This window comes from Pseudarthrobacter raffinosi (genome assembly GCF_023913735.1).
GTDB classification, from domain to species: domain Bacteria; phylum Actinomycetota; class Actinomycetes; order Actinomycetales; family Micrococcaceae; genus Arthrobacter; species Arthrobacter raffinosi.
The window spans coordinates 14,622-37,979 of sequence record NZ_JAMXBH010000021.1 but is presented as its reverse complement, the minus strand read 5'-3'; the positions used below and the strand labels follow the sequence as shown (position 1 = coordinate 37,979).

18 protein-coding genes are annotated in these 23,358 nt (G+C 61.8%); 13 read left to right on the top strand and 5 right to left on the bottom strand.

The window, feature by feature from the left end; genetic code table 11:
* Window positions 1-304: 304 nt before the first annotated feature.
* The 8 genes from rpmH to NG698_RS17540 all read left to right on the top strand — a co-directional run bounded on the left by rpmH (window position 305) and on the right by NG698_RS17540 (window position 6,023).
* Window positions 305-442 carry a 50S ribosomal protein L34 gene (gene rpmH / locus NG698_RS17575; protein WP_003800212.1) on the top strand — a complete coding sequence of 46 codons (138 nt, stop codon included), beginning with the start codon at window positions 305-307 and terminating at the stop codon, window positions 440-442.
* A gap of 41 nt (window positions 443-483) precedes the next feature.
* Window positions 484-894 (top strand): ribonuclease P protein component, encoded by a 411-nt coding sequence (gene rnpA, locus NG698_RS17570; protein ID WP_252611309.1) that lies wholly within the window; start codon window positions 484-486, stop codon window positions 892-894.
* Complete coding sequence (gene yidD, locus NG698_RS17565) at window positions 887-1,282, top strand: membrane protein insertion efficiency factor YidD (RefSeq protein WP_252600890.1); 396 nt, start codon at window positions 887-889, stop codon at window positions 1,280-1,282. Before rnpA ends, yidD begins: the two co-directional genes overlap by 8 nt.
* A gap of 16 nt (window positions 1,283-1,298) precedes the next feature.
* Window positions 1,299-2,276: a membrane protein insertase YidC gene (gene yidC / locus NG698_RS17560; RefSeq protein ID WP_252600888.1), complete on the top strand. Its 978-nt coding sequence runs from the start codon at window positions 1,299-1,301 to the stop codon at window positions 2,274-2,276.
* Window positions 2,276-2,842: a Jag family protein gene (locus NG698_RS17555; protein WP_252600885.1), complete on the top strand. Its 567-nt coding sequence runs from the start codon at window positions 2,276-2,278 to the stop codon at window positions 2,840-2,842. The genes yidC and NG698_RS17555 overlap by 1 nt, the downstream gene beginning before the upstream one ends.
* 20 nt (window positions 2,843-2,862) lie before the next feature.
* Entirely contained in the window at window positions 2,863-3,513 is a 651-nt protein-coding gene (gene rsmG, locus NG698_RS17550) for a 16S rRNA (guanine(527)-N(7))-methyltransferase RsmG (RefSeq protein ID WP_252611307.1), read from the top strand.
* Window positions 3,514-3,599: 86 nt separating this feature from the next.
* A complete protein-coding gene (locus NG698_RS17545; protein ID WP_252611305.1) occupies window positions 3,600-4,673 on the top strand; it encodes a ParA family protein in 1,074 nt (357 codons plus the stop codon).
* 66 nt (window positions 4,674-4,739) lie between these two features.
* Window positions 4,740-6,023, top strand: coding sequence for a ParB/RepB/Spo0J family partition protein (locus NG698_RS17540; protein WP_252611303.1), 1,284 nt, complete (start codon window positions 4,740-4,742; stop codon window positions 6,021-6,023).
* A gap of 5,263 nt (window positions 6,024-11,286) precedes the next feature.
* Here NG698_RS17540 and trxA read toward each other — a convergent pair.
* The 5 genes from trxA to NG698_RS17515 form a co-directional block, all read right to left on the bottom strand.
* On the bottom strand, window positions 11,287-11,613 hold the full coding sequence (trxA, locus tag NG698_RS17535; protein ID WP_252600874.1) for a thioredoxin: 327 nt from the start codon (window positions 11,611-11,613) through the stop codon (window positions 11,287-11,289).
* A gap of 37 nt (window positions 11,614-11,650) precedes the next feature.
* Window positions 11,651-12,607, bottom strand: a complete 957-nt coding sequence (gene trxB, locus NG698_RS17530) for a thioredoxin-disulfide reductase (protein ID WP_252600871.1) — start codon at window positions 12,605-12,607, stop codon at window positions 11,651-11,653.
* 249 nt (window positions 12,608-12,856) lie between these two features.
* Window positions 12,857-14,416 carry a protein kinase family protein gene (locus tag NG698_RS17525; protein WP_252600867.1) on the bottom strand — a complete coding sequence of 520 codons (1,560 nt, stop codon included), beginning with the start codon at window positions 14,414-14,416 and terminating at the stop codon, window positions 12,857-12,859.
* A gap of 181 nt (window positions 14,417-14,597) precedes the next feature.
* Window positions 14,598-16,703 (bottom strand): murein biosynthesis integral membrane protein MurJ, encoded by a 2,106-nt coding sequence (gene murJ / locus NG698_RS17520; RefSeq protein WP_252600865.1) that lies wholly within the window; start codon window positions 16,701-16,703, stop codon window positions 14,598-14,600.
* Between the two features lie 92 nt (window positions 16,704-16,795).
* Window positions 16,796-17,344, bottom strand: coding sequence for an NUDIX hydrolase (locus NG698_RS17515; protein WP_246848665.1), 549 nt, complete (start codon window positions 17,342-17,344; stop codon window positions 16,796-16,798).
* Between the two features lie 159 nt (window positions 17,345-17,503).
* Between NG698_RS17515 and NG698_RS17510 the strand changes: the two genes are divergently transcribed.
* From NG698_RS17510 to NG698_RS17490, 5 genes are all read left to right on the top strand, one after another.
* Window positions 17,504-19,012 carry a CCA tRNA nucleotidyltransferase gene (locus NG698_RS17510; protein WP_252600862.1) on the top strand — a complete coding sequence of 503 codons (1,509 nt, stop codon included), beginning with the start codon at window positions 17,504-17,506 and terminating at the stop codon, window positions 19,010-19,012.
* Window positions 19,009-19,593, top strand: a complete 585-nt coding sequence (locus tag NG698_RS17505; RefSeq protein WP_252600859.1) for a histidine phosphatase family protein — start codon at window positions 19,009-19,011, stop codon at window positions 19,591-19,593. The genes NG698_RS17510 and NG698_RS17505 overlap by 4 nt, the downstream gene beginning before the upstream one ends.
* Window positions 19,594-20,211: 618 nt before the next feature.
* Window positions 20,212-20,373: a hypothetical protein gene (locus tag NG698_RS17500; RefSeq protein WP_252611300.1), complete on the top strand. Its 162-nt coding sequence runs from the start codon at window positions 20,212-20,214 to the stop codon at window positions 20,371-20,373.
* Window positions 20,374-20,434: 61 nt separating this feature from the next.
* Window positions 20,435-21,901, top strand: coding sequence for a glycosyltransferase family 87 protein (locus tag NG698_RS17495; RefSeq protein ID WP_252611298.1), 1,467 nt, complete (start codon window positions 20,435-20,437; stop codon window positions 21,899-21,901).
* Window positions 21,894-23,333 (top strand): phytoene desaturase family protein, encoded by a 1,440-nt coding sequence (locus tag NG698_RS17490; protein WP_252611296.1) that lies wholly within the window; start codon window positions 21,894-21,896, stop codon window positions 23,331-23,333. The genes NG698_RS17495 and NG698_RS17490 overlap by 8 nt, the downstream gene beginning before the upstream one ends.
* The last annotated feature ends 25 nt before the right edge of the window (window positions 23,334-23,358 follow it).

Genomic DNA, 23,358 nt, shown 5'->3' with positions numbered 1-23,358 from the left:
GTGGATAATTACACCGTTGTGGTTCGAAAACAGGCCTTGTGAGCCACTTCATCCACAGGCTGTGGGGCCAGGTTAACCACAGCCGGGGACAGGGACGCAGGGGTACCCCGGTTTGACTCTGGCAGGCATTTTGCCCTAACGTTGTGAAGTCCTTTGTGTACGCTTTTTGGCCCCTTCTGAATCTCACTGACGCACCGCGTTGGAGCAGCCGGGGGAAGCGTGCATATACAAAACTTAGCGTCGGCCAGTTCTTCCCCTTTTACTGATCGGGTGGGCGCACCTTTGATCCACTGGAGTAACTAACGTGAGCAAGCGGACTTTTCAGCCGAATAACCGCCGTCGAGCCAAGAAGCACGGCTTCCGCCTTCGTATGCGTACCCGTGCCGGCCGTGCCATCCTGGCAGCCCGTCGTGGCAAGGGCCGCACCGAACTGTCGGCCTAGATAACTGACTCGTCGGTTTAACTTTTCTTTGCGAGTTTAAGGTGCTGGCCACCCGTAACCGTTTGAGGACTGCAACCGATTTTTCAACAACTGTACGTTCCGGTGTCCGCAATGGACGCCGGAACGTAGTGTTATATGCGGCAGCTATTGCTGCCGACGAACCCAGCCGGATCGGGTTCATCGTTTCCAAAGGTGTCGGGAACGCTGTGGTCAGGAACCTCGTTAAGAGGAGACTGAGAGAAGCCGGTGCTGCCTCGCTGCGCGAGTACGGTACCGGGTTCGCCATAGTGGTCCGGGCGCTGCCTGCGTCCGCTGCCGCCAGCTGGGATCAACTGCTGGAGGACTACAACGCCGCACTGGAATCAACCATGAGCCGGTTGGGCAGCCGCCTTCCGCGGGCTGCTGTAAACGGTTCGACCGGTACAACACAGGAAGGGACACAGCGTGCGTAAGGTAACTGCCGCCGTCGTCCACTCCCTTCATCCTGTTGCTGCCGCCGTGGGCACCTTCCTCTGGAACCTGCCCAGAAACATTCTTATTCTGCTGCTGATGGCATACCGCAAGGTGATTTCTCCCTTGTATGGCCAGGTCTGCCGTTTCTTTCCTTCCTGCTCGGCGTACGCCCTTGAAGCGATCACTGTCCATGGGGCGGTGAAGGGCAGCTGGCTTGCAGCCCGTCGCCTTGTGCGCTGCCATCCGTGGAATGCCGGTGGTGTGGACCATGTCCCCGCCGGCCACCGCCACTGGCCCGATCACCGGACCCCCACAATTGTTGTGCTGAACAACCCGGACAAGTACCTGGCTGCTCAGACTGATGGAGAAGGCCGCCTTGCGGCCTGACGAATAGGGATATCGTATGGACTTCTTTGAAACAATCATGTTTCCGTTCAAGTGGCTGGTTTCCATCATCATGGTGGGCTTCCACGAGGGCCTGACTGCGATCGGCCTGCCTGCGGCCAACGGCTGGACCTGGACACTGTCCATCATCGGGCTGGTGCTGGTGATCCGTGCCGCCCTGATCCCCGTTTTCGTCAAGCAGATCAAGGCGCAGCGCGGCATGCAGCTGTTGCAGCCGGACCTGAAGAAACTCCAGGACAAGTACAAGGGCAAGACTGACCAGCTTTCCCGCCAGGCCATGGCGCAGGAACAGATGGCCATGTACAAGAAGCACGGGACCAACCCGTTCTCGGCCTGCTTGCCCATGCTGATCCAGATGCCGTTCTTCTTCGCGCTGTTCCAGGTGCTCTCCGGCATCAGCTCCAACGCCAAGGCGGGTGTGGGTGTCGGTGCGATGAGCCACGACCAGGTGGTGCAGTTCGACGAATCCAGCATCTTCGGTGCTCCGCTTTCCGCCACCCTCCTGCATGGAGGAGGAGGCGACGCGCAGTTGGCTGTCAACATCCTGTCGATCGTGATGATCCTTGCGATGACGGCTTCGCAGTTCATCACGCAGAAGCAGATCATGGCCAAGAACATGTCCGAAGAGGCCATGGCCAGCCCTTTCATGCGCCAGCAGAAAATGATGCTGTACATCCTGCCGCTCGTGTTCGGCGTGGGTGGCATCAACTTCCCCATCGGTGTCCTTATCTACTGGACCACCACCAACCTCTGGACCATGGCGCAGCAGTTCTTCGTCATCCGCCGCATGCCGACGCCGGGATCCCCAGCCGCCAAGGCACTCGCCGAACGCCGTGCGGCCAAGGGCCTGCCGGTCCTGCCCATTCTGGGCGGGAAAAAGGCCGACGCCGAAGCGGAGGCAGCTGCCGCAGCTGCGGTCCTCGAGCAAAAGGGACAGCGCGTCCAGCCACAGCGTAAGAACAGGAAGAAGAAGTAATGTCAGCCGAGAGCACCGAACACGCCCTTTCCGACGAGATCATTGACGATCAGGACGAAGCCTCGACCGACGCCGATGCTTCGCCCAAGGGATCCGCTGCCAGCCGCCTCGAAGAGGAAGGCGACGTTGCCGCCGATTACCTGGAGGAACTCCTTGATATCGCTGACATCGACGGCGACATTGACATTGAAGTCCGGAACGGCCGCACTTACATTTCCATCGTTGCCGAGGAAGGAACTGATGGTCTCGACAGCCTCGTAGGCGAAGACGGCGAAGTCCTCGAAGCCCTTCAGGAACTGACCCGGCTCTCTGTTCTCTCCGCAACGGAGAACCGTTCACGCCTGGTCCTGGACATCAACGGCTACCGTCAGCAGCGCGCCGTCCACCTGCAGAAGATCGCCGAGGATGCGGCAGCTGCGGTCAAGGAGTCCGGCAAAGCCGTGGCACTGGAGCCGATGAGTGCCTACGAACGCAAAATCGTTCATGACGCCGTCGCTGACCTGGGACTCGTCAGCGAGTCCGAGGGCGAAGGCGCCGGGCGTCACATCGTAGTATCCGCAGACTAGAGAATGCTGAACCGCTAATCATGGTTGACATCACGGCAGCAGAATTGCTGGCGGCCGAGAAGATTTTCGGTGACCGCCTGGACCTGGCCAAACGCTACGTGGAGCACCTGGCCACGTCCGGAACCGAACGCGGGCTGATCGGGCCGCGTGAGATCCCACGGTTGTGGAGCCGGCATGTCCTTAACTGTGCCGTTATCGAAAGCGAGATCGCGCACGGCAGCCATGTTGCCGACGTCGGAAGCGGAGCCGGACTTCCCGGACTTTGCCTCGCGATCGCGCGTCCGGATCTCCAGCTGACACTGATCGAGCCGCTGGAGCGCCGGGTGATCTGGCTCCAGGAAGTGGTGGACGATCTCGGCCTGACAAACGTCACGGTGATGCGGACGCGCGCGGAGCTTGCGGTTGGCATGGTGGACGCTGATGTTGTGACTGCCCGGGCTGTTTCCGCGCTGAGCAACCTCGCCGGTCTGACCATCCCCCTGCTCGCCGGCAAGGGTGAAGTTGTGGCCATTAAGGGACGCAGTGCAGGCGAGGAAATCGAAAAAGCAGCGAAGGTCATCCGGAATCTCGGTGGCGTCCAGACTTCTGTAGTGACTGTCGGTGAAAACCTCCTGGAGGAACCCACCACGGTGGTACGGATCGTCGTTAACAAGTCCCGAAAGTTCTCCTAGTCCTGGCCCGGTAGCCTTGGTCTGCAGGGCGAAGCGGTTAGGCTAGACAACGGCAGCAAAAGCCGAACGAGAGTGAGTGTGTCCCAGTGACCAGTAGCGAAGCCTCCACACAACGGATACCCCCGTTTGTGTCTTTGGGGTCAGCACGATCAGTTGCTGGCATGGGCATGGGTTCCGCGCCCGGACGAGGGGAAAGTCACCCTAATCCGGTTGCGGAAATGGCAATTCTTGCGTCTGTTTCACGTGAAACAACAACGGGTGGCCGGATCAACGTTATGGACACCATGGACGATTCCAGTCCTATCGCCCGGGAACTCGCGCACGAGACCAGGCGCCGCGAACGGCTGGTTGGCCGGAAACTTCCCAGGCCGGAGAAGACCCGTATCTTTACGGTGTCCAACCAAAAAGGCGGCGTGGGCAAGACCACCACCACCGTGAACATCGCTGCTGCCCTGGCCGCAGCCGGCCTGAACGTCCTGGTCATTGACATCGATCCCCAGGGCAACGCCTCCACCGCCCTCGGCGTCGAGCACCATGCCGATGTGGACAGCATCTATGACGTCCTCATCAACGATTTCCCTCTCGCTGACGTCGTGGCCCCCTGCCCGGACATCAGCAACCTGATCTGTGCTCCTGCCACCATTCACCTGGCCGGCGCGGAGATTGAGCTTGTTTCGCTTGTGGCCCGTGAACAGCGGCTCCGCCGGGCGATCGACGTCTATGCCAGGACCCGGGCAAAGAACGGCGAAGAACGCCTCGACTACATTTTCATTGACTGCCCGCCCAGCCTCGGGTTGCTCACGGTTAATGCCTTCTGTGCTGCCGGTGAGGTCCTTATCCCTATCCAGTGTGAGTACTACGCACTGGAAGGCCTCAGTCAGCTCCTCAAGAACATCGAGATGATCCAGAAGCACCTGAATGCGGATCTGGTGGTCTCCACTATTCTCCTCACGATGTATGACGGACGGACCAACCTTGCAGCCCAGGTGGCAGCCGAAGTTCGCCTGCACTTCCCCGAGCAGGTCCTTGGTGCTGTAGTCCCCCGCTCCGTGCGGATTTCAGAAGCTCCGAGCTACCAGCAAACCGTCATGACGTACGATCCTTCCTCCAGTGGAGCCCTGTCTTACCTGGAAGCCGCAGCCGAAATCGCTGAACGCTAGAATCTTCAAGAACTGCAACAACCGGAGTCCGGCAAGGTCTGACTCTTCCATCGGAGGGATTTATCCATGAGCGAAAAGCGACGTGGCCTAGGCCGCGGTCTTGGCGCACTCATTCCAAGTTCCGCCGGTAGTGCGTCGGGCAACGGCGGCGCTGTGTCGCGGCCTGTGGATCTCTTCTTCCCTGAAGGCCGTAAGAAAGTCGTGTCCCCTGATGACGCTTCAGGAAATGGTGGGGCAGCTTCAGATGCTTCATCTTCGGAGTCGGTTGCTTCCGAGTCGGATGCGCCGGCCCAGGCCAACGACGCATCGGTAACGAAGAAAGCAGCTGCGCCGAGAACAGCCTCCCCCGCGAATCCGCCAGCCAAGGCAGCAGAGAAGCTGCCGGCCGCAAAAGCTCCTGTAAAGGGCGGTGCAGCTACATCAACGGTGGACGGTTCGCCCATGCCGGTTGAAGGCGCGACTGGCGAGTCTGTGTCCGAGGCACCTGTATCCCAGAGCAGTACGCCGGATAACGGTGTTGACCTCGTGGAAGTCCCCGGCGTGCGTTTTGCTGAGATTCCGGTCACCGACATCCATCCGAACCGTAAACAGCCCCGTTCAGTCTTCGATGACGATGACATGGCGGAGCTCATCCACTCCGTGCGCGAAATCGGCGTCCTCCAGCCAATTGTGGTTCGTACTTCAACCGAAGAAGGTGGAGAACCGTACGAGCTGGTGATGGGTGAGCGTCGCTGGAGGGCAGTACAGGCGGCCGGGATGGCGACCATCCCTGCCATTGTCCGGGACACCACTGATGATGACCTCCTCAGGGATGCACTGCTGGAGAACCTGCATCGCAGCCAGTTGAACCCGCTCGAAGAGGCAGCGGCCTACCAGCAACTGCTTGAAGACTTCGGAACCACTCACGAGCAGCTTGCGGACCGCATTGGCCGTTCACGTCCCCAGGTTTCGAACACGCTGCGTCTCCTCAAACTTCCGCCCCTGGTTCAGCGTCGTGTGGCGGCCAGCGTTATTTCCGCTGGCCACGCGCGCGCGCTGCTCGCCCTGCCGGATGCAGCAGCCATGGAACGCCTCGCCCAGAAAATCGTGGCTGAAGGCATGTCTGTTCGGGCAACCGAAGAGGCCGTCACTCTCTATCAGGATCCTGCGAAGCCTGCCAAGAACAACATCCCTCGTCCGGGAGCCCGCCATGAGCGCCTGGACTATCTGGCATCCTCGCTGTCAGACCGCTTGGACACCAACGTCAAGATTTCCCTGGGTGTCCGCAAGGGGCGTGTCAGCATTGAATTCGCCAGTGTTGAAGACCTGAACCGCATCATGGAAGTTCTTGCGCCAGGATCTGAAAACTAGCGTTCTCTGTTCAAAGAAGGGCCTGTTTCACGTGAAACAGGCCCTTCTTTCGTCTGTATCGATGCCATCTTTGCATTCCGGAGCTGATACTGGCGTGGCCATGGTGGTTGTGACGCGCCCCGGGCTCGAGCCCGCGGTCCGCATGGCGTACCCCTCTGGGCCCGATGAAATAGTTCCGTTGTGGGACGCGAGTTTGGCACTGTCTGCTGCCTTCGACTCCTCTAAAGACTGGAGTCCTCCAAAGACTGGTCTCCTCCAACGACTGTCGTCTCTGCTTGTGTTCCCGCTGCAGCGGTGGACTTCTGTGGCTCCGGGTTGTTGACGCACTGGAGGTGGGCACTGAGGGCGATGTAGATGGCGGAGCGCGAACTCTCGAGACGGCGATCAGGCAGGAGTGGTGGATTCGACGGATCGCTGGACACTCCGATGCGACTCGTGATGCTTGTCACCCAATGGGTTCCGTTGCTCCGAAGCAGTGAAGAATGCGTCGATTCGCACATTTCCAATCAGTCCGTGCGGTGCTTATCCTGCCAAGCGGCGGGAACACCGTCATCGTTGCGCTTGCCCCGATCTGTTCCAGGGATCTGGTGTGCAGCGTACGTACCCGTGCAGATGTTGGCCTTAGCCTGCGGCTAACTCGTTGACTACGGGGATGCGCCAGGGTGGACGTCTCCCCCGGAGACCTGTCGCGAGATAGTCTTCTGACCTTCAATCTGCTTCGGCAACATCCGGGTGGGTTCGGCAACGTCCGGGTTCGGCAACGTCTGGTCCAGATGGGAAGGCGCCTCGCGGTTGCTGTTTCACGTGAAACATCAACAGGGTATGCGCCGGATCTAGGCGGCGGCGCCATCGAGAACGAACATGAAGTTGGTATCATCTAAAGTCCTCGGCCAGTGATGTCGCCGGCGCGTCACCTACGCTGCGGCTGCGGAAGTGAATTCGGTTTTCCAGCATCCGAGGGGCTTCGCCCGCAGCCAAAGCGGTGGCTAAAAAACTCCTGCAGAAGCAGTTCACCAAGCTTCGTGAGGGTAGCCGAGATTGCTGAGCAGGTTCGGCCTACGCCCAGCCGTCTTCTAAATGGTTTCACGTGAAACATCGTGACGAGTCCAGCTCACCGTGCCTGGCATCTCCCCACGGCCCCGACACACCGATACCCCGACGTCCTCACGGCGCCGGCGAGCTGGCTGCGTCTCGGATTGTAAACTTGCAGCCCAAGCGCCCTCCCATCTCGATCGCCGTGGGAACAGAGACAATTCCCAGACCTTGGAGTTGACGGCTTAGAGCCTACTATGGCCTCTTCACGCCTCGAGGATAATGCCGCCCCCAATCCCCCGGCCGGCAGTGACGCCCGCCACTGGTTATATCCTGCTGACCCAGCGCATGCCCGCCCAGGGTTCTGGGAGCTTGGGAAGCCGTCCAGAGGACTAGTATCCAGCGGAGAGCCATGGCCGGGGTCCAGCATGTCCCGTTCCGTGGTGGCCCCAACCCTGACGCCTGAGTTCCACTCGCCGGGCAGTTAGCCTGAACAGATAGCTTCCTGGCGCATCCGAGGACTTTTGAGCTGGCGCACGCCGGCGCACCGGTAGCATCGGTTGAGGCAGGCAGGCAGGCAGGCAGGCAGGCAGGCAGGCAGGTACGACCGCGGCCCCCAACCGGGCCTTTCATCAAATAGTCTTCTGTGGAGACGGTACGTCGACGAATTGAATCTGCAGGGCGCCTCGATACACACCAATCTCAGGAGGGCGCATCGATCCCCTGGCTGGGCCAACAGTGTCGCCGGCTGCCTCATACGGGACCACCACCCTGGGCAGGACTGCGACACTCCAAGTCGTTACAGCATGACTCTGGCAGTGCGCCATAGTGCGTCTCTGGACCAGCTCCGCAACTCGGCTTCGCCCCTCTAGGACCTGACCGCGGGGTGCACAGAATTGGCCCAGTCCGGGAGTGTCCGGGAGTGGAAGGAATTGGTGCAAGCCGAGTCGTCTTGCTGTGCAGCAGTTTGAGACAGGCGGGACCGTCCGGAAAGGTTCGGATCCGACGGGGAAGCGACCACAACTGCAACCACGTCAGATCATGGCCCGGCTGAAGATGAATCAGCTAGCCAGGCGGACAGCAGCCTGGTTTGAGGGAAAGGGAGTATCCGAAAGATTATGTTTCCGTGGCCCACTCTTCATCATCGTGTGCGGCAAACTTGCCACAACAAGAGATGGAGCCAGGACAGGCTTGGGCCCGTAGGTGTGAATTGCATGGTGGATATCGTTGTGGATAACTTTGTGGATAGATTGCTTGGTGGCAGGCATCAGGAAGAGATTTGGCCCACACGAGCGGATCCTGCAACGAGCGGTACGCACGAGCATTGGATAGCGCCTGCAGTCCCGTTTCACGTGAAACATTACCAAGGTCGATTCAGACTCTCTTTCGGGACGGAAAGCGACTTCAATAGTTGGATTTCCGGCGATATTTCCAGTCCAACGTGAGCATGCGCTTCGTCCGTGGTAGTTGTCCTGGAGCAAAGCCGGCTCGAGGGTGTCGGCTGATCTAAAGGACGGCACTAGGGGTCCTGCATCCACGATTTGCAGACCGGTGGATAAGCCTGTGGATATCAGTGTGGATATCAGTGTGGATATCAGTGTGGATAACATTTGGGGATAACTTCGAAGTCGGTGGACATCAACGCGATTGAACCCTCCAGTCGAACCGAACAGTCACACTTCCGATGGATACGATTCCGTCATCCGCTGACATTCGTCACCTGCTCTAGGTCTTTGGGGTGGAGTTGGTCGGGCACCTAGGGCTCCGCCCTTCGGACAGGAAAGTCGGTATTGGCCAGCTGGCTCATGACCTGCCCACGCGTGTTGTTCCGGTCGGGAGCTGCAGTGCGGACTGACATGTTAAGACCGAGTAGGCGGTTCCGATACCGTCCTTCGCTGACAACCGAGCAAGTTGGCTCTGGTTCTGTCCTGCGCTGACTGGACGGCAACCGTAGCGATCTTGCGAACAGAGATGTGCGTAGCGGCGAAGCCACAACGCCTATTTTGGCCACGGGCAGGTACACGGCGATCACCTTCGTCCAGTCCTGGTTCAGGCTGACGGTCCCCCATCGACGCAGCAGGCCGGAGGGCTTGGGCGAGGGCTCAGCCGTCACGCAAGCGTCTATAGAGCCCGGTGGCAGGATTGAGGGCGCCCGGCAGTGTCTAGAATTCCTGCGGTGAGGAGAGTATTCCTCGTGTGCCTGGGCTGTGTACGGGTTGTCCGGGTGTCTACGACGTGTCGGTCGTGGAGCAACCAGGTTGACGTGGGGATGCGGCCAGTTGGCAGTTGGCCTCAGAAGATAGCATCGAGCACATGCGAAGCCGGCGTCCTTAGCATCCATCCCGGGAAGCTTGGTCGGAGATTTCGCTCAGTTTGTTTCACGTGAAACAGTACGCTCGAGGTCTTGCCATCCGCGAAGCCGTCGCCGGGGCGGGACTGTTTCACGTGAAACAGTCCGGCGTAGAAGAACATCCGTGTCCTCGTGCCGTCTTTGCCGGCCCGCACCCGTGGCGCGCATGAGGTCTTCTGGTATGGCCCGTCTCTTGGCATGGGCCCGCTGAGACGACCACGGCGTTGTGAAGGGGTGCGGCCCCAACAAGTGGGTGTCGAGACCGGCGTGGGCTGCGGCCGAGGGCAATATCGGGCTTGGACAATCTCCGCATGTGCTTCCCATTCGGGCCATCGGCATCAATGGACATCTCGGACAATACGAACGACGATCCCGATGGACCCACCAGCGCAGCGAGTACAGACTGAATGCGCTGCGCGTGCCCTATCCGTACGGCCCCTGAATTACCACCCGAGGCTGTAGGTATCGGCGGAAGGGCATAGTGAGTCTCCAGGCCGACGGTCTCGAATTCGTCCGCAGGCACCTTGTCTGTGCTGGCGGGTTCCCAACGCTGTGTGAGTATGCTCCCGGGGGTCGCTGAATCTTGAGTTGCGCGCTGCTGTGTCGTCGACATGCTGTGGACAAGACTGGACTGTTGAAACTGGTCAGGCTGGCACTGAACTGGATACCGTCGTGGCAGGATACCGACGTGCTGTGGTTTGGCGATGAGACTTGTGCGCATTTTCGATCAGGAAGTTGTTTTCGAGAGTGGCCAGTCAGTTACGAGGGGACGGTGCCATTTGATGTCGGGGATCTATTCCAATTGCTCGGATCCTAGCGTCATAACGGTCACCTGGCGTCCCCGGCGTTCCTTGGCTTCCCCCGTCCAGCGACGACTCCCCCGACCAGCCCCGATTCCTCCAACCACCGGCGTTGACTCTGACCACACCCTTGGAGCCGTGATCTTCTAGGCGTCAACTGCGAGAATCGGCGTTTGATTTAGCCCATGGACGGCCAGCGAGGCTGGAACGCCGGCCTGGTCAGGGTGCTTCCGGTAGTCTGATGCTCCGGTTCCATATTGTCCTCCGCAAGGTGAAATGGGGCGTCAAGGCCACTAGGCCACCTAATCTAATTGGCATTCGCTGCTCAGAGTTCGATCCAATCTCTGAGTGCGCCGCGGGTATTTTCCTCAGCGAATGGACGGGACGCAATACGGCGACATCGCGTGAACCAGATCCTTGAGGACTGGCTCCAAATGCCGTCGGGCAGGCCAATAGGACTGAAGGGAGCAGACTCACGCAGGCTTCGGCCGTGTTTCACGTGAAATATAGTGCGGGGTACGCATCAGTGCGCAGAGTGTGACCGTCACGAAAGTGGAAGCCTGGGTTGATTGATTTACCGTCGTGAGCCGAACTGAACTTAGCTGAGTTCAAGTATGTCGAACTGAATCGCTGCGGCATTGTCGTGCGGCAAGGACACTCGGATGTAAGGATCAGCATGCACTGACGCCGAAGAAATTTCGTCCGTCCGGCGAGCATGGCCACACCGTACGCCGCTTGGCTTGGCGAATCGTCGATGTTCGCATGAATCCATGTTTCGCGATCGCTAATGTTTCACGTGAAACAACAATCCGAATCCGGAAAGGCGAACTCTAGGATGGCGCCGGGGACGTCTGACCGGAATTTACAGCCCACTCTCCCTCATTGATAAGACACTCATCCCTGTACTGGGTCTCCTGGAGCGACTCTGAGCAATCAGTCAAGTTAGGAAACAATTGACGGTTGATTCAATGTGGTTGTGCTTCCACGGGCCAGGTCTTAAAGGCCCGTGGCCACCGCTTCATGGAAGCAGTGGCCACAGGACGGTGTCACTGGTCACATGGGACCGAAGTCCCCTACCTGATTAGGAAAGGACGTCCGCAAATTCCTTTTCGAAGAACTGCTTCGGCCTCGCGCCGATAACAGTGCTCTTCACCTGGCCGTCCTGGAAGAGGTAAACGGCGGGGATGGACGTGATTCCGTACTCGGCGGCGATGGCGGGGTTGTCGTCGACGTTGAGCTTGACGACACTAACCTTCTCGCTGTATTCGACCGAGATCTCGTCGAGGATGGGTCCCAGCTTGCGGCAGGGGCCGCACCATTCAGCCCAGAAGTCCACAATTACTGGCTTGTCGGCGGACAGTACGTCCGCAGCAAAACTTGCATCTGTTACGTCTTTAGCGTTGCTCATAACCTTGTCTCTCTCTTCGAACGGCGGGTACGCGGATTTACGCGTGAAGGTCTGCGAGGTAGTGTTCCACGTCGATCGCGGCAACACATCCGGAACCGGAGGCCGTGATGGCCTGACGGTAGGTGGGATCAACAACATCGCCGGCGGCGAAGACGCCAGGGATGCTGGTCTTGGAACTCCGGCCCTCGACGGCGATGGTACCGGCCGCCGTGATCTCCAGGGAGTCCTTGACCAGGTCGGTGCGGGGGTCGTTTCCGATGGCGACGAAGACGCCGGTGACGGCGAGGTCGGACACGGTGCCGTCCTTTAGGTTCTTGATCTTGAGCCCGGTGACTTTGTCCGATCCGATGACGTCGTCAACGGAGCTGTTCCAGATGAACGAAATCTTGTCGTGGGCCAGAGCACGGTCCGCCATGATCTTGGAAGCTTTGAGTGTGTCGCGGCGGTGCACAACGGTGACGGACTTGGCGAATTTGGTCAGGAAGAGGGCTTCTTCCATGGCCGAGTCTCCTCCGCCGATGACCGCAATGTCCTGGTCCTTGAAAAAGAAACCATCGCAGGTTGCACACCAGCTCACGCCGTGGCCGGAGAGGCGCTTTTCGTTCGGGAGGCCCAACTCACGGTAAGCGGATCCGGTGGACAGGATGATGGCCCGCGCACGGAAGGTCTCGCCGGTACCGATGGTGACAGTCTTGATGTCGCCGTTGAGGTCCAGTGCTGTGACGTCCTCGAACTGGATTTCCGTTCCGAACCGCGCTGCCTGCTTCTCGAAGTTCTCCATGAGGTCCGGCCCCATGATGCCTTCGGGGAAGCCAGGGTAGTTTTCGACGTCGGTGGTGTTCATCAGTTCGCCGCCGGCGGTAACTGATCCGGCCAGAAGCAAGGGCTTCAGGTTGGCGCGCGCCGTGTAGACAGCGGCCGTGTACCCGGCCGGGCCCGAGCCGACGATGATGACATCACGTACTTCGGACGCGGTGTTTTCTGCGTTGCTCACTGAACGGTGAACCTCTTCCTTAGTCGATGCGCCGGCTTTTGCGGCCAGCCACATGGCACAACTGAATCTAGGTGGTGAATATTCCGGGCGTCGCGCAAACGGAGGAACCATCAGCGGTCATAGCCCCGTCATGTGGACGGGACGCCCTTCCAGATTACCGTCTGAAAACAGCTGAGCCGCGTCTGATACTTCGGAGCAATACTCCGGGCAGAACAGACGCGGCTCAACGGGAACGACGCAGGTGTGGTCCTACTGGATCTTGATCTCCGCCAGGCGGATGCCAAAGCCATAGCGGGTCTTCGGGGCGGCCAGCTTGGGAAGCGTCTTGATGGACACGATCACGTACTGTGCCTCCACCGGCTCGGCCAGCGGCATGGTCAGATCTGTTGACGTGAAGCTGTTGGTCCCCACCAGCCTGGCTCCGTCCAATGACGGACGGTCATTGGTGAAGACACTGAGATTGCCGCCCGAGGCCCCGAGCTGAGTCAGGGTGATGGATGAAACCTTCGCCGGATTCTTGAGCTTGACGAACAAGGGCACGCCATCGGTTGCGAGGCCGCCCCAGCCCTCGGTGGCAAATTCCATGTCTGACCAGTAGCTGGCTGCGTTGCCGTCAAACGCCTTCACAAGATCCACGTCGTAGGTGCCTGCGAAGTCAAAATCCCCCTGGCGGGTGATGCTGTCGATGGCAGGCGGTGCCGCCGGCGGTGCGGAGCTCGGGTTAGGGGAAGCCGACCCGGAGTTTGGCTGGGTGGAGCCCGTCGAATTGGAGGTTGGGGCGGCCTGGGGGCCAGATTTGAATAGACTGCCCAGGTTTGTGACCGCAAAGACCAGCCCGGCAATCAACACCACGGCGAGCAGCCCGCCAACCAGCCAGCGCATCGAGCGGGGCTCACGCTCGGGCTCGTCGTCATCGTAATAGTCATCCGTCCCGCCGGAAGGCGGTACTGCGGCCGCCGGAGACACTTTCCGGGCAACCGACGGGAAGGCGCCCGCTGCGCGATCGGAGTGTTCCGGCGCTCGGGAGACCACGGGTTCGTCGTAGGATGCGTCCTGGGAGCCGTTGGAATAGTCGTCCTCAGACCACAGGGAGACCTTGGGCGAATCGGATCCGGCACCTGCCTTGGGCTCGGCCGGTCCGGAAACTGGCCGGTTCTCCGCAGCCTGCACCGGTTGCGGCGCAGTGACGTGCTGATGTGCGGCAGTGGCGCCAGCAGCGGCGGCGCCTGCTCTAACGGCCCCGGCCTTGGCAGGGCCCGACGCCGGAAGGACCGCCGGGCGGAGCGGCGGACGGGCCGGAACAACCGGGGGTACAAGCGGCGGAGCAAGCGGTGCGGCAGACCGGAATGGGTCAACCTGGCTGGGGTGATTGTCCGAATAGTTGATATATCCGGCGTCGACGTTCTCTTCGTCGTCGTACGGTTCCGGTTCGTGTGAACGCACCTGGCCGAAAATTTCGCTGCCCAGGGTATCCGTGAAGAACGGCTCGACGTAAGGCGCGTCGGAAGCGACCACGAGGTCCAACAGGTCTGCCGCGGACGTGTGGTTGGTGATGAGGTACGTGGTGGCCTCAGTGACCCCAAGGTCCAGGACCTGGACGTTACCCGGGCGCTCACCAGTAGCCACCTCGCGGGCGCTCTGGGCCACCTGTTCGGTGTTGTCCGGGCCGGCGACCAGAATGCTGACCGGTCGGTTGAGAACCTGGTCCACCCCGTCCAGCACCAGATCCTGGTCGTGTGAGGTCAATACCGTGGCTGTGACCTTGTAGCGGCCGCCGAGTACTGATCCAACGTCGATCGGGTGGGACACTTGTTCCTCCTAGACTGTCCGGGAATGCCGGCGTAGATGATGCCACCGCCGGTCAGAAACCGGCTAAAAGCCAGCCGGCGAGCCGGTCTGCGCTTGCCTGCAACTACCCCTGTTCACTGTCGATCCTAGCCGATCGGCTAGGACCGCCGTGGTCGACAGGCAACCAAAAACCGCGAGAAGATCACTTTTTTCGAGGCCGGCGTGGCCTGAAATGGGGGTTCTGTCCGGCCTGGCCCTGGAACGTGCGCCGGCCGGGAAGGGGAATCTCGTCGCGCAGCAGCCCGCCCCGCGCTGTGCCGGGCACGTCCTCTGCGGGAAGGTATCCCGCGGCGGTTTCAGTGCCCCCGCTAGACATTGCTTCAGTTTCCCCTTGTGCGCCATCAGCTGGCGCCGTAGGCGCTGCCTGGCGTTCCGGTACGGGTCCTGCGCGGAAAGAGGCGGCGTCGAATTCGCCGGAAATCCGGGGAATCAGGCCGGTGTCCACCGCGACCGTGGCGCGTTCCGGCGTCGGACGTTCCGTTCCGGAAACGTCGGCACCCGCAGCCGACGACGGCGTTCCCCCGCCGCCGGACCGTCCCGTGCCGCGTCCCAGCCGTCCCAACAGGGGGCGCATGAGGTCCCGGAGCTCGGCGACGTGGAAGACCTTCAGCAGGAAGACATAGGCAACCAGCATGATGGGTCCGACGACGATAACGGTCACCAGGGCGGCGAGCCGGTCCTTCCAGGCGAAGCCGTCGGCGCTGTAGCTGCCCATCAGCCACAGGGCACCAGCGCCCGCCATCGCAGAACCGAGCGCTGCATAACCCATCCGGATGTAGGAGTTGGCGATCCGCGGCCCGTCGAGGTGGCCCAGGAGCCGGCGCAGGAAATAGGCGCTGATGACCACCGAAAGTATATTGCCCACCATATACAGGAGGGCGATTGCGTAGATGATCTGGCCCACCGGCAGGAACTGGATCCCGAAGGCACCGGCCACATAGACCACGGCAAGCAGCAGTTGGATATGGAACGGCGTGCGGGCGTCCTCATTGGCGTAGAAGACCCGCGACATCATGAAGTTGGCGCTCATGAACGGGGTGCTGAGAGCGAGGATGGTGAGCGTCTGGGCCAGCATGACGCCGTCCTGGCGCGGACCACCGGAAAAGAACATGCCAAGCGGGCCCGCCAGCGCGAAGAGTGCCAGCGCGCCAAAGACGGTGGCCACCGCCATCGTGCGGAGGCCGTGCGAGAGGGCGTCGCGGAGTTCCGCGCGGTTGCCATCCTGCGAAGCGCGGGTCATCCGGTTAAACAGGACAGTGGCGAGCGAGAGCGCAATGATGGAGTGCGGCAGCAGGTACAGCTGGCTGGCCACCTCCAGGACTGCGTTACCGGGCAGCATCTCGGCCGCCGGATCCCCCGCTTCCTTCAGCCGGAGGCGCTCAGCACCGGGAATTGTGGCGATGCGCATGACATACAGGAACGCCAACTGCCCCACGGCGGCCGTCAGGAGCGTCCAAACGCTCAGCCTAGCGGCCTGGCCAAGGCCTACTCCGCGCCAGCCAAACCGGGGCCGGAGACCCAGCCGCAGGCGGATCACCGGGATCAGCAGGATGGCTGTCTGGGCCACCACGCCTATGGTTGAGAAGCCGGCCACAAGCAGGGTCTGGGACGGGCCCCAGTTGTCCAGCGTGTGCGGGTTCATGCGGTTCTCGCCGAAGATCCAGATGAACATGCCCAGGCCGCCAATGGCCACCAGGTTGTTCATGATGGGGGCCCACATGGCAGGCCCGAACGCACCATTGGCGTTGAGGACCTGTGTCAGCAGCGCGTAGAGGCCGTAGAAGAAGATCTGGGGCAGGCACCAGAAGGCGAACGCGACTGCCAGGGCCTTCTGCTGCGGCGAATAACCCTGGGTGGTCAATTCGATGACCCACGGAGCAGCGAGCGTGACCAGCGCGGTGAGGCCCAGCAGTAGGAGCACGGCCAGCGTCAGCAGCCGGCTGATGTAGTCCGCTCCCCTGTCCGGGGCCTTGCTCGCTTTGATGATCTGCGGGACCAGGACGGCGTTGAACACACCACCGGCCACCAGCAGGAAGATCAGGTTGGGCAGGTTGTTGGCATTGATGAACGTGTCGTTAACCGTGGAGCCGAGGCCCAGCGCGGCACCCAGCATCCAGGTCTTGCCGAAGCCCAGGAACCGGGACACCAGGGTGCCAGCAGCCATGATGGCGCTGGACCGGGTTTCACTCGCTGTTCCGCTCGGGGCGGCGGGGCCGGCTTTGTCGGAGGGGGGATTGGTAGCTGACATCGAGTTCATCGTCTCACCCGGACGCTGTTTGTACCGCAACGGACAGGCTATATGCCTGTATAGGCATATACGCAGCTTCGGCGGAGACGGCCTTAGAGGTGTTCTGGCAGGACGTCCCGGGCCAGATCCGCGATGCGCCGCTCGTTGGGGAACGAGAGCTTCCGTGCGAGTTCCTTGATGGGGACCCATGCGACGTCCACGGCTTCGTGGTCCGGATCGTTTTCGATGGTGAGTTCGCCGCCGGTGGCGCGCAGCAGGTAGTGGTGGACGGTTTTGTGGACGCGGTGCCCGCTGACAGTGAACCAGTAGTCGATGCTGCCGAGCGGGGCCAGGATGTCGCCCTCGATGCCGGTTTCCTCGGCAATCTCGCGCACTGCTGCCTGCTCGTTGTCTTCCTTGCCTTCCGGATGGCCCTTGGGAAGGCACCACTCCAGCCGTCCGCCCCTGTTAAGGCGGGCAATGATCGCAACCCTTAGTTCGCCGTCGGACGTGTCCACCACAACGCCGCCGGCGGAAATTTCCTCCACCGTGGGAAGCGAGGCCGGGGCCGAGTGCAAGGCAGGCGCGACGTGGGCACCAATTGCCGACGGCAACGGTGCGTTTGTCCTCCTGCCGGGAGCGCTCGGTACGGGATGGGCCATGGAGTCCACTCTAACGACTCTTGTCCGATCATGATTACCGGAACATGACATCAAAGTGGACTGCGTATGACGCACTTTGAGGGGCTGCAGGCGAATAGGAGCGATCTTGAGGAGATTTTGGCCTGCCAAGCCGCTGGTTTCTGACAAGCTTAAGTAACTATGGCGCACGCACATCACAAGATTGATTCCAACACCGTCGATTTCCAGGTTGACCCGGTGGTCCTGGAGCTCGGGCAGCGCTTTGTCGACGCCGGCCACGAGCTGTCCCTGGTGGGCGGTCCGGTACGGGATCTCTTCCTGGGACGCGCCTCGCCGGACCTGGACTTCACCACGGACGCCACGCCGAGCCAGACAGTTGCCCTGATCAAAAAGTGGGCGGACAACTTCTGGGAGATCGGCCGGGCCTTCGGGACGATCGGGATGCGGAAGGCCGGCTTCCAGATCGAGATCACCACGTACCGGGCCGATGCTTACGATCCGGAGTCGCGCAAGCCCGTGGTGGCCTTCGGCACCTCCCTGACCGACGATCTCCTGCGCCGCGATTTCACGATCAACGCCATGGCCCTGCGGCTCCCGTCGCTTGAACTCATTGATCCGTTCGGCGGCGTCCGGGATCTCAACGCCGCCGTCCTGGCAACGCCCGCTTCACCCGAGGCCTCCTTCTCCGATGATCCCCTCCGTATGATGCGCGCCGCCCGGTTCGCATCGCAGCTGGGCATCTCCGTGCACGACGACGTGCGGCTTGCCATGAGCCAGATGGCCGAGCGGATCAAGATCATCTCGGCTGAACGGGTCCGTGATGAGTTGGTCAAACTCATCTGCGGTGCCCACCCCCGAGTCGGTGTGGACCTGCTCGTGGAAACCGGCCTCGCCGAGTTCGTGCTGCCTGAGGTGTCCGCCCTGCGGCTGGAATCTGACGAGCACCACCGCCACAAGGATGTCTACCAGCACTCCCTTCAGGTCCTGGAACAGGCCGCTGCCCTGGAAACGGACGCCGACGGCGCGTTGCCGGCTCCCGACTTTGTGCTGCGGTTCGCAGCACTGATGCACGACGTCGGCAAGCCGGCTACGCGGCGCTTCGAACCGGGCGGCGCGGTCAGCTTCCGGCACCACGACATGGTGGGATCCAAGCTCACGGCAAAGCGGATGAAGACTCTCCGCTTCGACAACGACACCATCAAGGCCGTGGCCCGGCTGGTGGAGCTGCACATGCGTTTCTACGGTTACGGTGACGCCGGGTGGAGTGATTCGGCCGTCCGCCGCTACGTTACGGACGCCGGCCATCTCCTGGAACGGCTGCACCGGCTGACCCGCTCTGACGTCACCACCCGCAACCAGCGGAAGGCCGAACGGCTCGCCTTCGCCTACGACGACCTGGAAGACCGGATCGCCGTTTTGCGCGAGCAGGAGTCTCTGGACGCGGTCCGGCCCGATCTGGACGGCGCCAAAATCATGGCCATCCTGAACCTCAAGCCTGGTCCCGTGGTGGGCCGTGCCTACAAATTCCTGCTGGAGGAACGGATGGAACACGGACCCCTTCAACCGGACGATGCCGAAGCGAGGCTGCTCGCCTGGTGGGCGGAGCAGCCCGAGGCAGCACCCCCGGTTCCGGAAGCAGCAGAGCCTCCCGCCGCCGTCGAACTTTCCCCGAACGAGGAGTCCAAATGATTAACCCGATGACCGCGCCCCGCCCCCAGCTCTGGATCCTGCGCCACGGCGAGACCGAGTGGTCCAAGAGCGGGCAATACACCGGGCTCACCGACCTGCCCCTGACCGTGGAAGGCGAGCAGCAGGCCGTGGAGGCCCGAAAGGTGCTGGACCAGGTGGACTTCGACCTGGTCCTGACGTCCCCACTGCGCCGCGCGCGGCGCACCGCCGAACTGGCAGGTTACCCTGACGCGCAGCATGAGCCGCTGGCAGTGGAATGGAACTACGGCGACTATGAGGGCATCAGTTCGGACCTGATCCGCAAGGACAACCCGGATTACCTGATCTGGACGCATGGTGTGCCCAACGGCGAGACCCTGGACGAAGTGGCAGCCCGCGCCGACAAGATTGTGGCCAGTGTGCTGGAATCCGGCCTGGACAACGTGCTGATCGTGGCGCACGGGCACTTCTCCCGGATCCTCACCGCGCGCTGGCTGGAACTGCCGCCCGCCGAAGGCCGCCATTTCATCCTGGGAACCGCGAAAGTCTGCACGCTCGGCTGGGATAAGCGGACACCGGCCATTGTCCGCTGGGGACTCTAACGGCGCATTCATAAACTTTCTTGAAAAACTTTGCTAATTAAGTGGCGCATTGCTCTATTCGTAGGGTAACTTTATTCCTGACCCCAGAGCGTCTTTGCCGGGGTCGCGGCGCGCGTTGTCCGGCTAGTCAGCCGAGGCGGCGGCATAACGGAAAAGGAGGTTGGGAAAAATGATTACTTTGACTAGCGGATGGAAGATGACCATCACCGCGAACCCGGCCTCTGCTGCTTTTGCGCGCCGTCTTAACGGAGTGTCTGCCTCCTAACCTTCTTGCAACTGATGACGCCCCCGCGGCGGCGTCACTTGCAACGAGGTATATCCAGGCCACTTCCTTCTCGGATGGCTCGCGCTAGTGGCTCGCTCTAGGCGACGCCTGCTGGAAGTCTCCTGTCGGCGCAGCTTCAGGGCTGGTCCTCGCGGCGACGCGGCATCCCCATAGTTCGGAACTCAGCTTCTTTGTTGGGGTCTGCACCCGCCGCTGCTAGTAGGGTCCTTCTTCGCATTTGCGAACAATTCATAAATACCGGGCATTTCCCTGCCTAATTATGCCGTTATTGCTCTGGCACTAAATGGCCTTAATTGTCATGCCCAATTTTACGCCGAAAGGAGGTGACCACCATGATCAAGAGAATCAAGAAAGCATTGTTCTCCCTGCGGCGGCCTGTCCGGAATGATCGTCCTTTCCGGGATGGCCGCCGGGAATTCAACGGGCAGCTCCTGGACCGGCGGCGCGAAGAGGTTTTCGTCCTGTTGCACCAGCAGATGGGCGGTATGAACTGAAGGCTAGTGCCGGATATCAAGTCCGGTCCGGCGGGGCAGCGTCCCGGGTAAGCTCTCAGACATGCAGGAGACGAAGCCACCGGCGCACCCACGGCGCGCCCGCTTGGTTGTTCCGAGCCGCAGCGACCTGCTGCTGAAGAACTTCACGGAACTGATCGGCGGGCCGATGGGTGCCCGGTCGGCGCCCGGCCTCGTCTCCCCCGGCGTTTTTACCGTGGAACGTGTCCTGATCATCTTGACCGTCGTGGCGGCGCTGGCCAGCCTCGCCATCAAGGGCTACTGCCGGGCCAATGGCTGGTCGAGCCCCGGCCAGTTCTATTCCACGTGCTATTCCGACTTCCCGGAATTCTTCCGCAACCGAGGCCTGGGGGACGGCACGTTCCCGGTCCTGAGCCCGGGATCTCTCTTTGAAGACCCCGTCCTGATGGGACTCATTGCCGGGGTGACTGCCTGGATGGTCCCGGGCCAGGGCATCAGTGACGCGCGGATTCTTGGCTACTTCGACGTTAATGCCACTCTGGTTGCAGCCGTATGGATTATCACCGTGCTGGCTACGGCCCGGATGTCACAGCGGCGCCCCTGGGATGCGGCCATGGTGGCGCTGGCACCTGGCATCGTGCTGGCCGGAACCATCAACTGGGACATGTGGGCCGTGGCGTTGTTGGCGCTGGGGATGCTGTGTTTTTCGCGGGAAAGGCTGGTCCTCGCCGGCACCCTGATCGGCCTCGCCTCAGCGACGAAGCCCTATGCCGCCCTGATTCTCGGAGCCGTTCTGCTGCTGGCCCTGCGGACCGGGCGGATCCGCGCGTTCGTGGTTACGGCCGTTGCCGGCGCCGCGGCCTGGCTGGCCATTAACGTGCCTGTTGCGGTCTCCAACCCGTCCGGCTGGGGGTACTTCTTCAGGTTCACCGAGACGAGGGAAGCCGGCTACGGGTCGTTATGGTTCGCGTACAACCTGGTGGCTCGGCGCCTGCGCTGGCCGGTGCTGGATCCCGCAACCATCAACTGGCTGGCCCTGGCTGTGTTCCTGCTGGCCTGCACCATGATTGCCGCGGTGGCGCTGACAGCAGCACGCCGGCCGCGGCTGGCCCAGTTGGCGTTCCTCATCGTGGGTGCTTTTGTCCTGACCAGCAAGGTCTATTCGCCACAGCATGTCCTGTGGCTCATCCCGCTGTTGGCGCTGGCCCGGCCGCGGTGGCGGGATTTTCTCATTTGGCAGGGCGTTGAAGGCCTGCACTGGGCAGCCGTCTGGATGTACCTGGGCCAGGTGGCCAGCCAGGGCCCGACCCAGCACAATATTGACATGCCCTACTACGTCCTGGCCGTGGCAGCACATATGCTTGCAACGGCATATTTGATGTTCCGGGTTGTATGGGACATCTACGATCCGGACTACGATCCCGTCCGCCGCCATCGCCTCGATGATCCACAGGGAGGGCCGTTCGACGGGCTCCCGGACTGGTTGCGGTTCAGCCCCCGCCATCCCTCGCACGCGGTGCTCCCTTGGCGGGCGAAACACCATGCCTGACGTCGCCGTCGTCGGGTCCGGACCCAACGGTCTGGCTGCAGCCGCCGTAATGGCGCGCGCCGGCCTCTCCGTCGAAGTCCACGAGGCGGCGGACACCATCGGAGGCGGTACCCGCACCGCCGAACTGATGCAGCCGGGGCACCTCCATGACATCTGCTCGGCCGTGCATCCCATGGCGCTGGCATCACCCTTCTTCCGCGACTTCGAGCTGGCACGCCGGATAGACCTGGTGGTCCCGGAGCTTTCATTCGGATCACCGCTCGACGGCGGACGGGCGGCCCTCGGATATCACAGCCTCGAACGGACGGTCCAAGGCCTGGGCCGGGACGGCGACGCCTACCGCCGGCTTCTTGGCCCGCTGGTTGACCGCATTGACGGCGTGATGGATCTGACGCAGCACCAGCTGATGAGGATCCCCCGGGATCCCCTGGCGGCGGCGCTTTTCGGGCTGCGGACACTGGAGCAGGGATCGCGGCTGTGGAACGCGCGGTTCCACGAGGACCTTGCGCCCGCACTGCTCAGCGGCGTGGCCGCCCATGCGGTTTCGCAGCTGCCCTCGCTGGCCTCTGCAGGCGCCGGGCTCATGCTCACCGCACTGGCTCACGCCCAAGGCTGGCCGATTCCGCTGGGCGGATCGGCCTCCATTGCGGCCGCGCTGGAGGCCGACATCCGTGCCCACGGCGGGGTGATCCATACGGGGGCGACGATCGAGAGCCTCCAACAACTCCGCGGCGCGCGGGCCACTCTGCTGGACGTGGCCCCACGGGGCCTGCTGAACATTGCAGGCGACAGCCTCCCGGCCAGGTACCGGCAAGCCCTGGAGGGGTTCCGCTATGGGAATGGTTCCTGCAAAGTGGACTTCATCCTGTCCGGACCCGTTCCGTGGGCAGCAAAGGAACTGGGGGACGCCGGAACGGTGCACGTCGGCGGCACGCGTGCTGAACTTGCCCGTGCCGAGAACGAAGTATCCGCCGGGAAACACCCGGAACGCCCTTACGTCCTGGTGGCCCAGCCATCACGGTTCGACACGGGCCGGGCGCCGGCCGGCCGGCAGATCCTGTGGGCATACTGCCATGTGCCTGCCGGATCAACCCGCGACATGGGCGAGGCCGTCACCGCGCAGCTGGAGCGCTTCGCGCCCGGGTTCCGGGATGTGGTGATGCAGGCCCGGGTGACTACTGCGGCGGAACTGGCCAGCTACAACCGGAACTACGTGGGCGGGGACTTCAGTGCCGGCATCATGGATGTGCGCGGACTTATCCAGCGCCCTGTGGTTTCCAGCGTTCCATGGCGGACGCCGGTGCCCGGCGTGTATCTCTGTTCCTCCTCTACGCCGCCCGGCCCTGGGGTAACGGGCATGCCAGGGTTCTTCGCCGCGAAACATGCCCTTAAGGACATATTTGGTCTTGGGGTCCCTTCGCTCGGCCTCTGAACCCCGCCTCTATCCCGGCGCGAAT

Bases quoted from the DNA above. Each gene is read 5' to 3' on its own strand.
- NG698_RS17505 (WP_252600859.1), top strand. From the start codon at position 19,009: ATGATTAACCCGATGACCGCGCCCCGCCCCCAGCTCTGGATCCTGCGC.
- NG698_RS17540 (WP_252611303.1), top strand. From the start codon at position 4,740: ATGAGCGAAAAGCGACGTGGCCTAGGCCGCGGTCTTGGCGCACTCATT.
- yidC (WP_252600888.1), top strand. From the start codon at position 1,299: ATGGACTTCTTTGAAACAATCATGTTTCCGTTCAAGTGGCTGGTTTCC.
- NG698_RS17495 (WP_252611298.1), top strand. From the start codon at position 20,435: ATGCAGGAGACGAAGCCACCGGCGCACCCACGGCGCGCCCGCTTGGTT.
- NG698_RS17555 (WP_252600885.1), top strand. From the start codon at position 2,276: ATGTCAGCCGAGAGCACCGAACACGCCCTTTCCGACGAGATCATTGAC.
- NG698_RS17500 (WP_252611300.1), top strand. From the start codon at position 20,212: ATGATCAAGAGAATCAAGAAAGCATTGTTCTCCCTGCGGCGGCCTGTC.
- rsmG (WP_252611307.1), top strand. From the start codon at position 2,863: ATGGTTGACATCACGGCAGCAGAATTGCTGGCGGCCGAGAAGATTTTC.
- trxA (WP_252600874.1), bottom strand. From the start codon at position 11,613: ATGAGCAACGCTAAAGACGTAACAGATGCAAGTTTTGCTGCGGACGTA.
- NG698_RS17510 (WP_252600862.1), top strand. From the start codon at position 17,504: ATGGCGCACGCACATCACAAGATTGATTCCAACACCGTCGATTTCCAG.
- murJ (WP_252600865.1), bottom strand. From the start codon at position 16,703: ATGTCAGCTACCAATCCCCCCTCCGACAAAGCCGGCCCCGCCGCCCCG.
- NG698_RS17490 (WP_252611296.1), top strand. From the start codon at position 21,894: ATGCCTGACGTCGCCGTCGTCGGGTCCGGACCCAACGGTCTGGCTGCA.
- NG698_RS17515 (WP_246848665.1), bottom strand. From the start codon at position 17,344: ATGGCCCATCCCGTACCGAGCGCTCCCGGCAGGAGGACAAACGCACCG.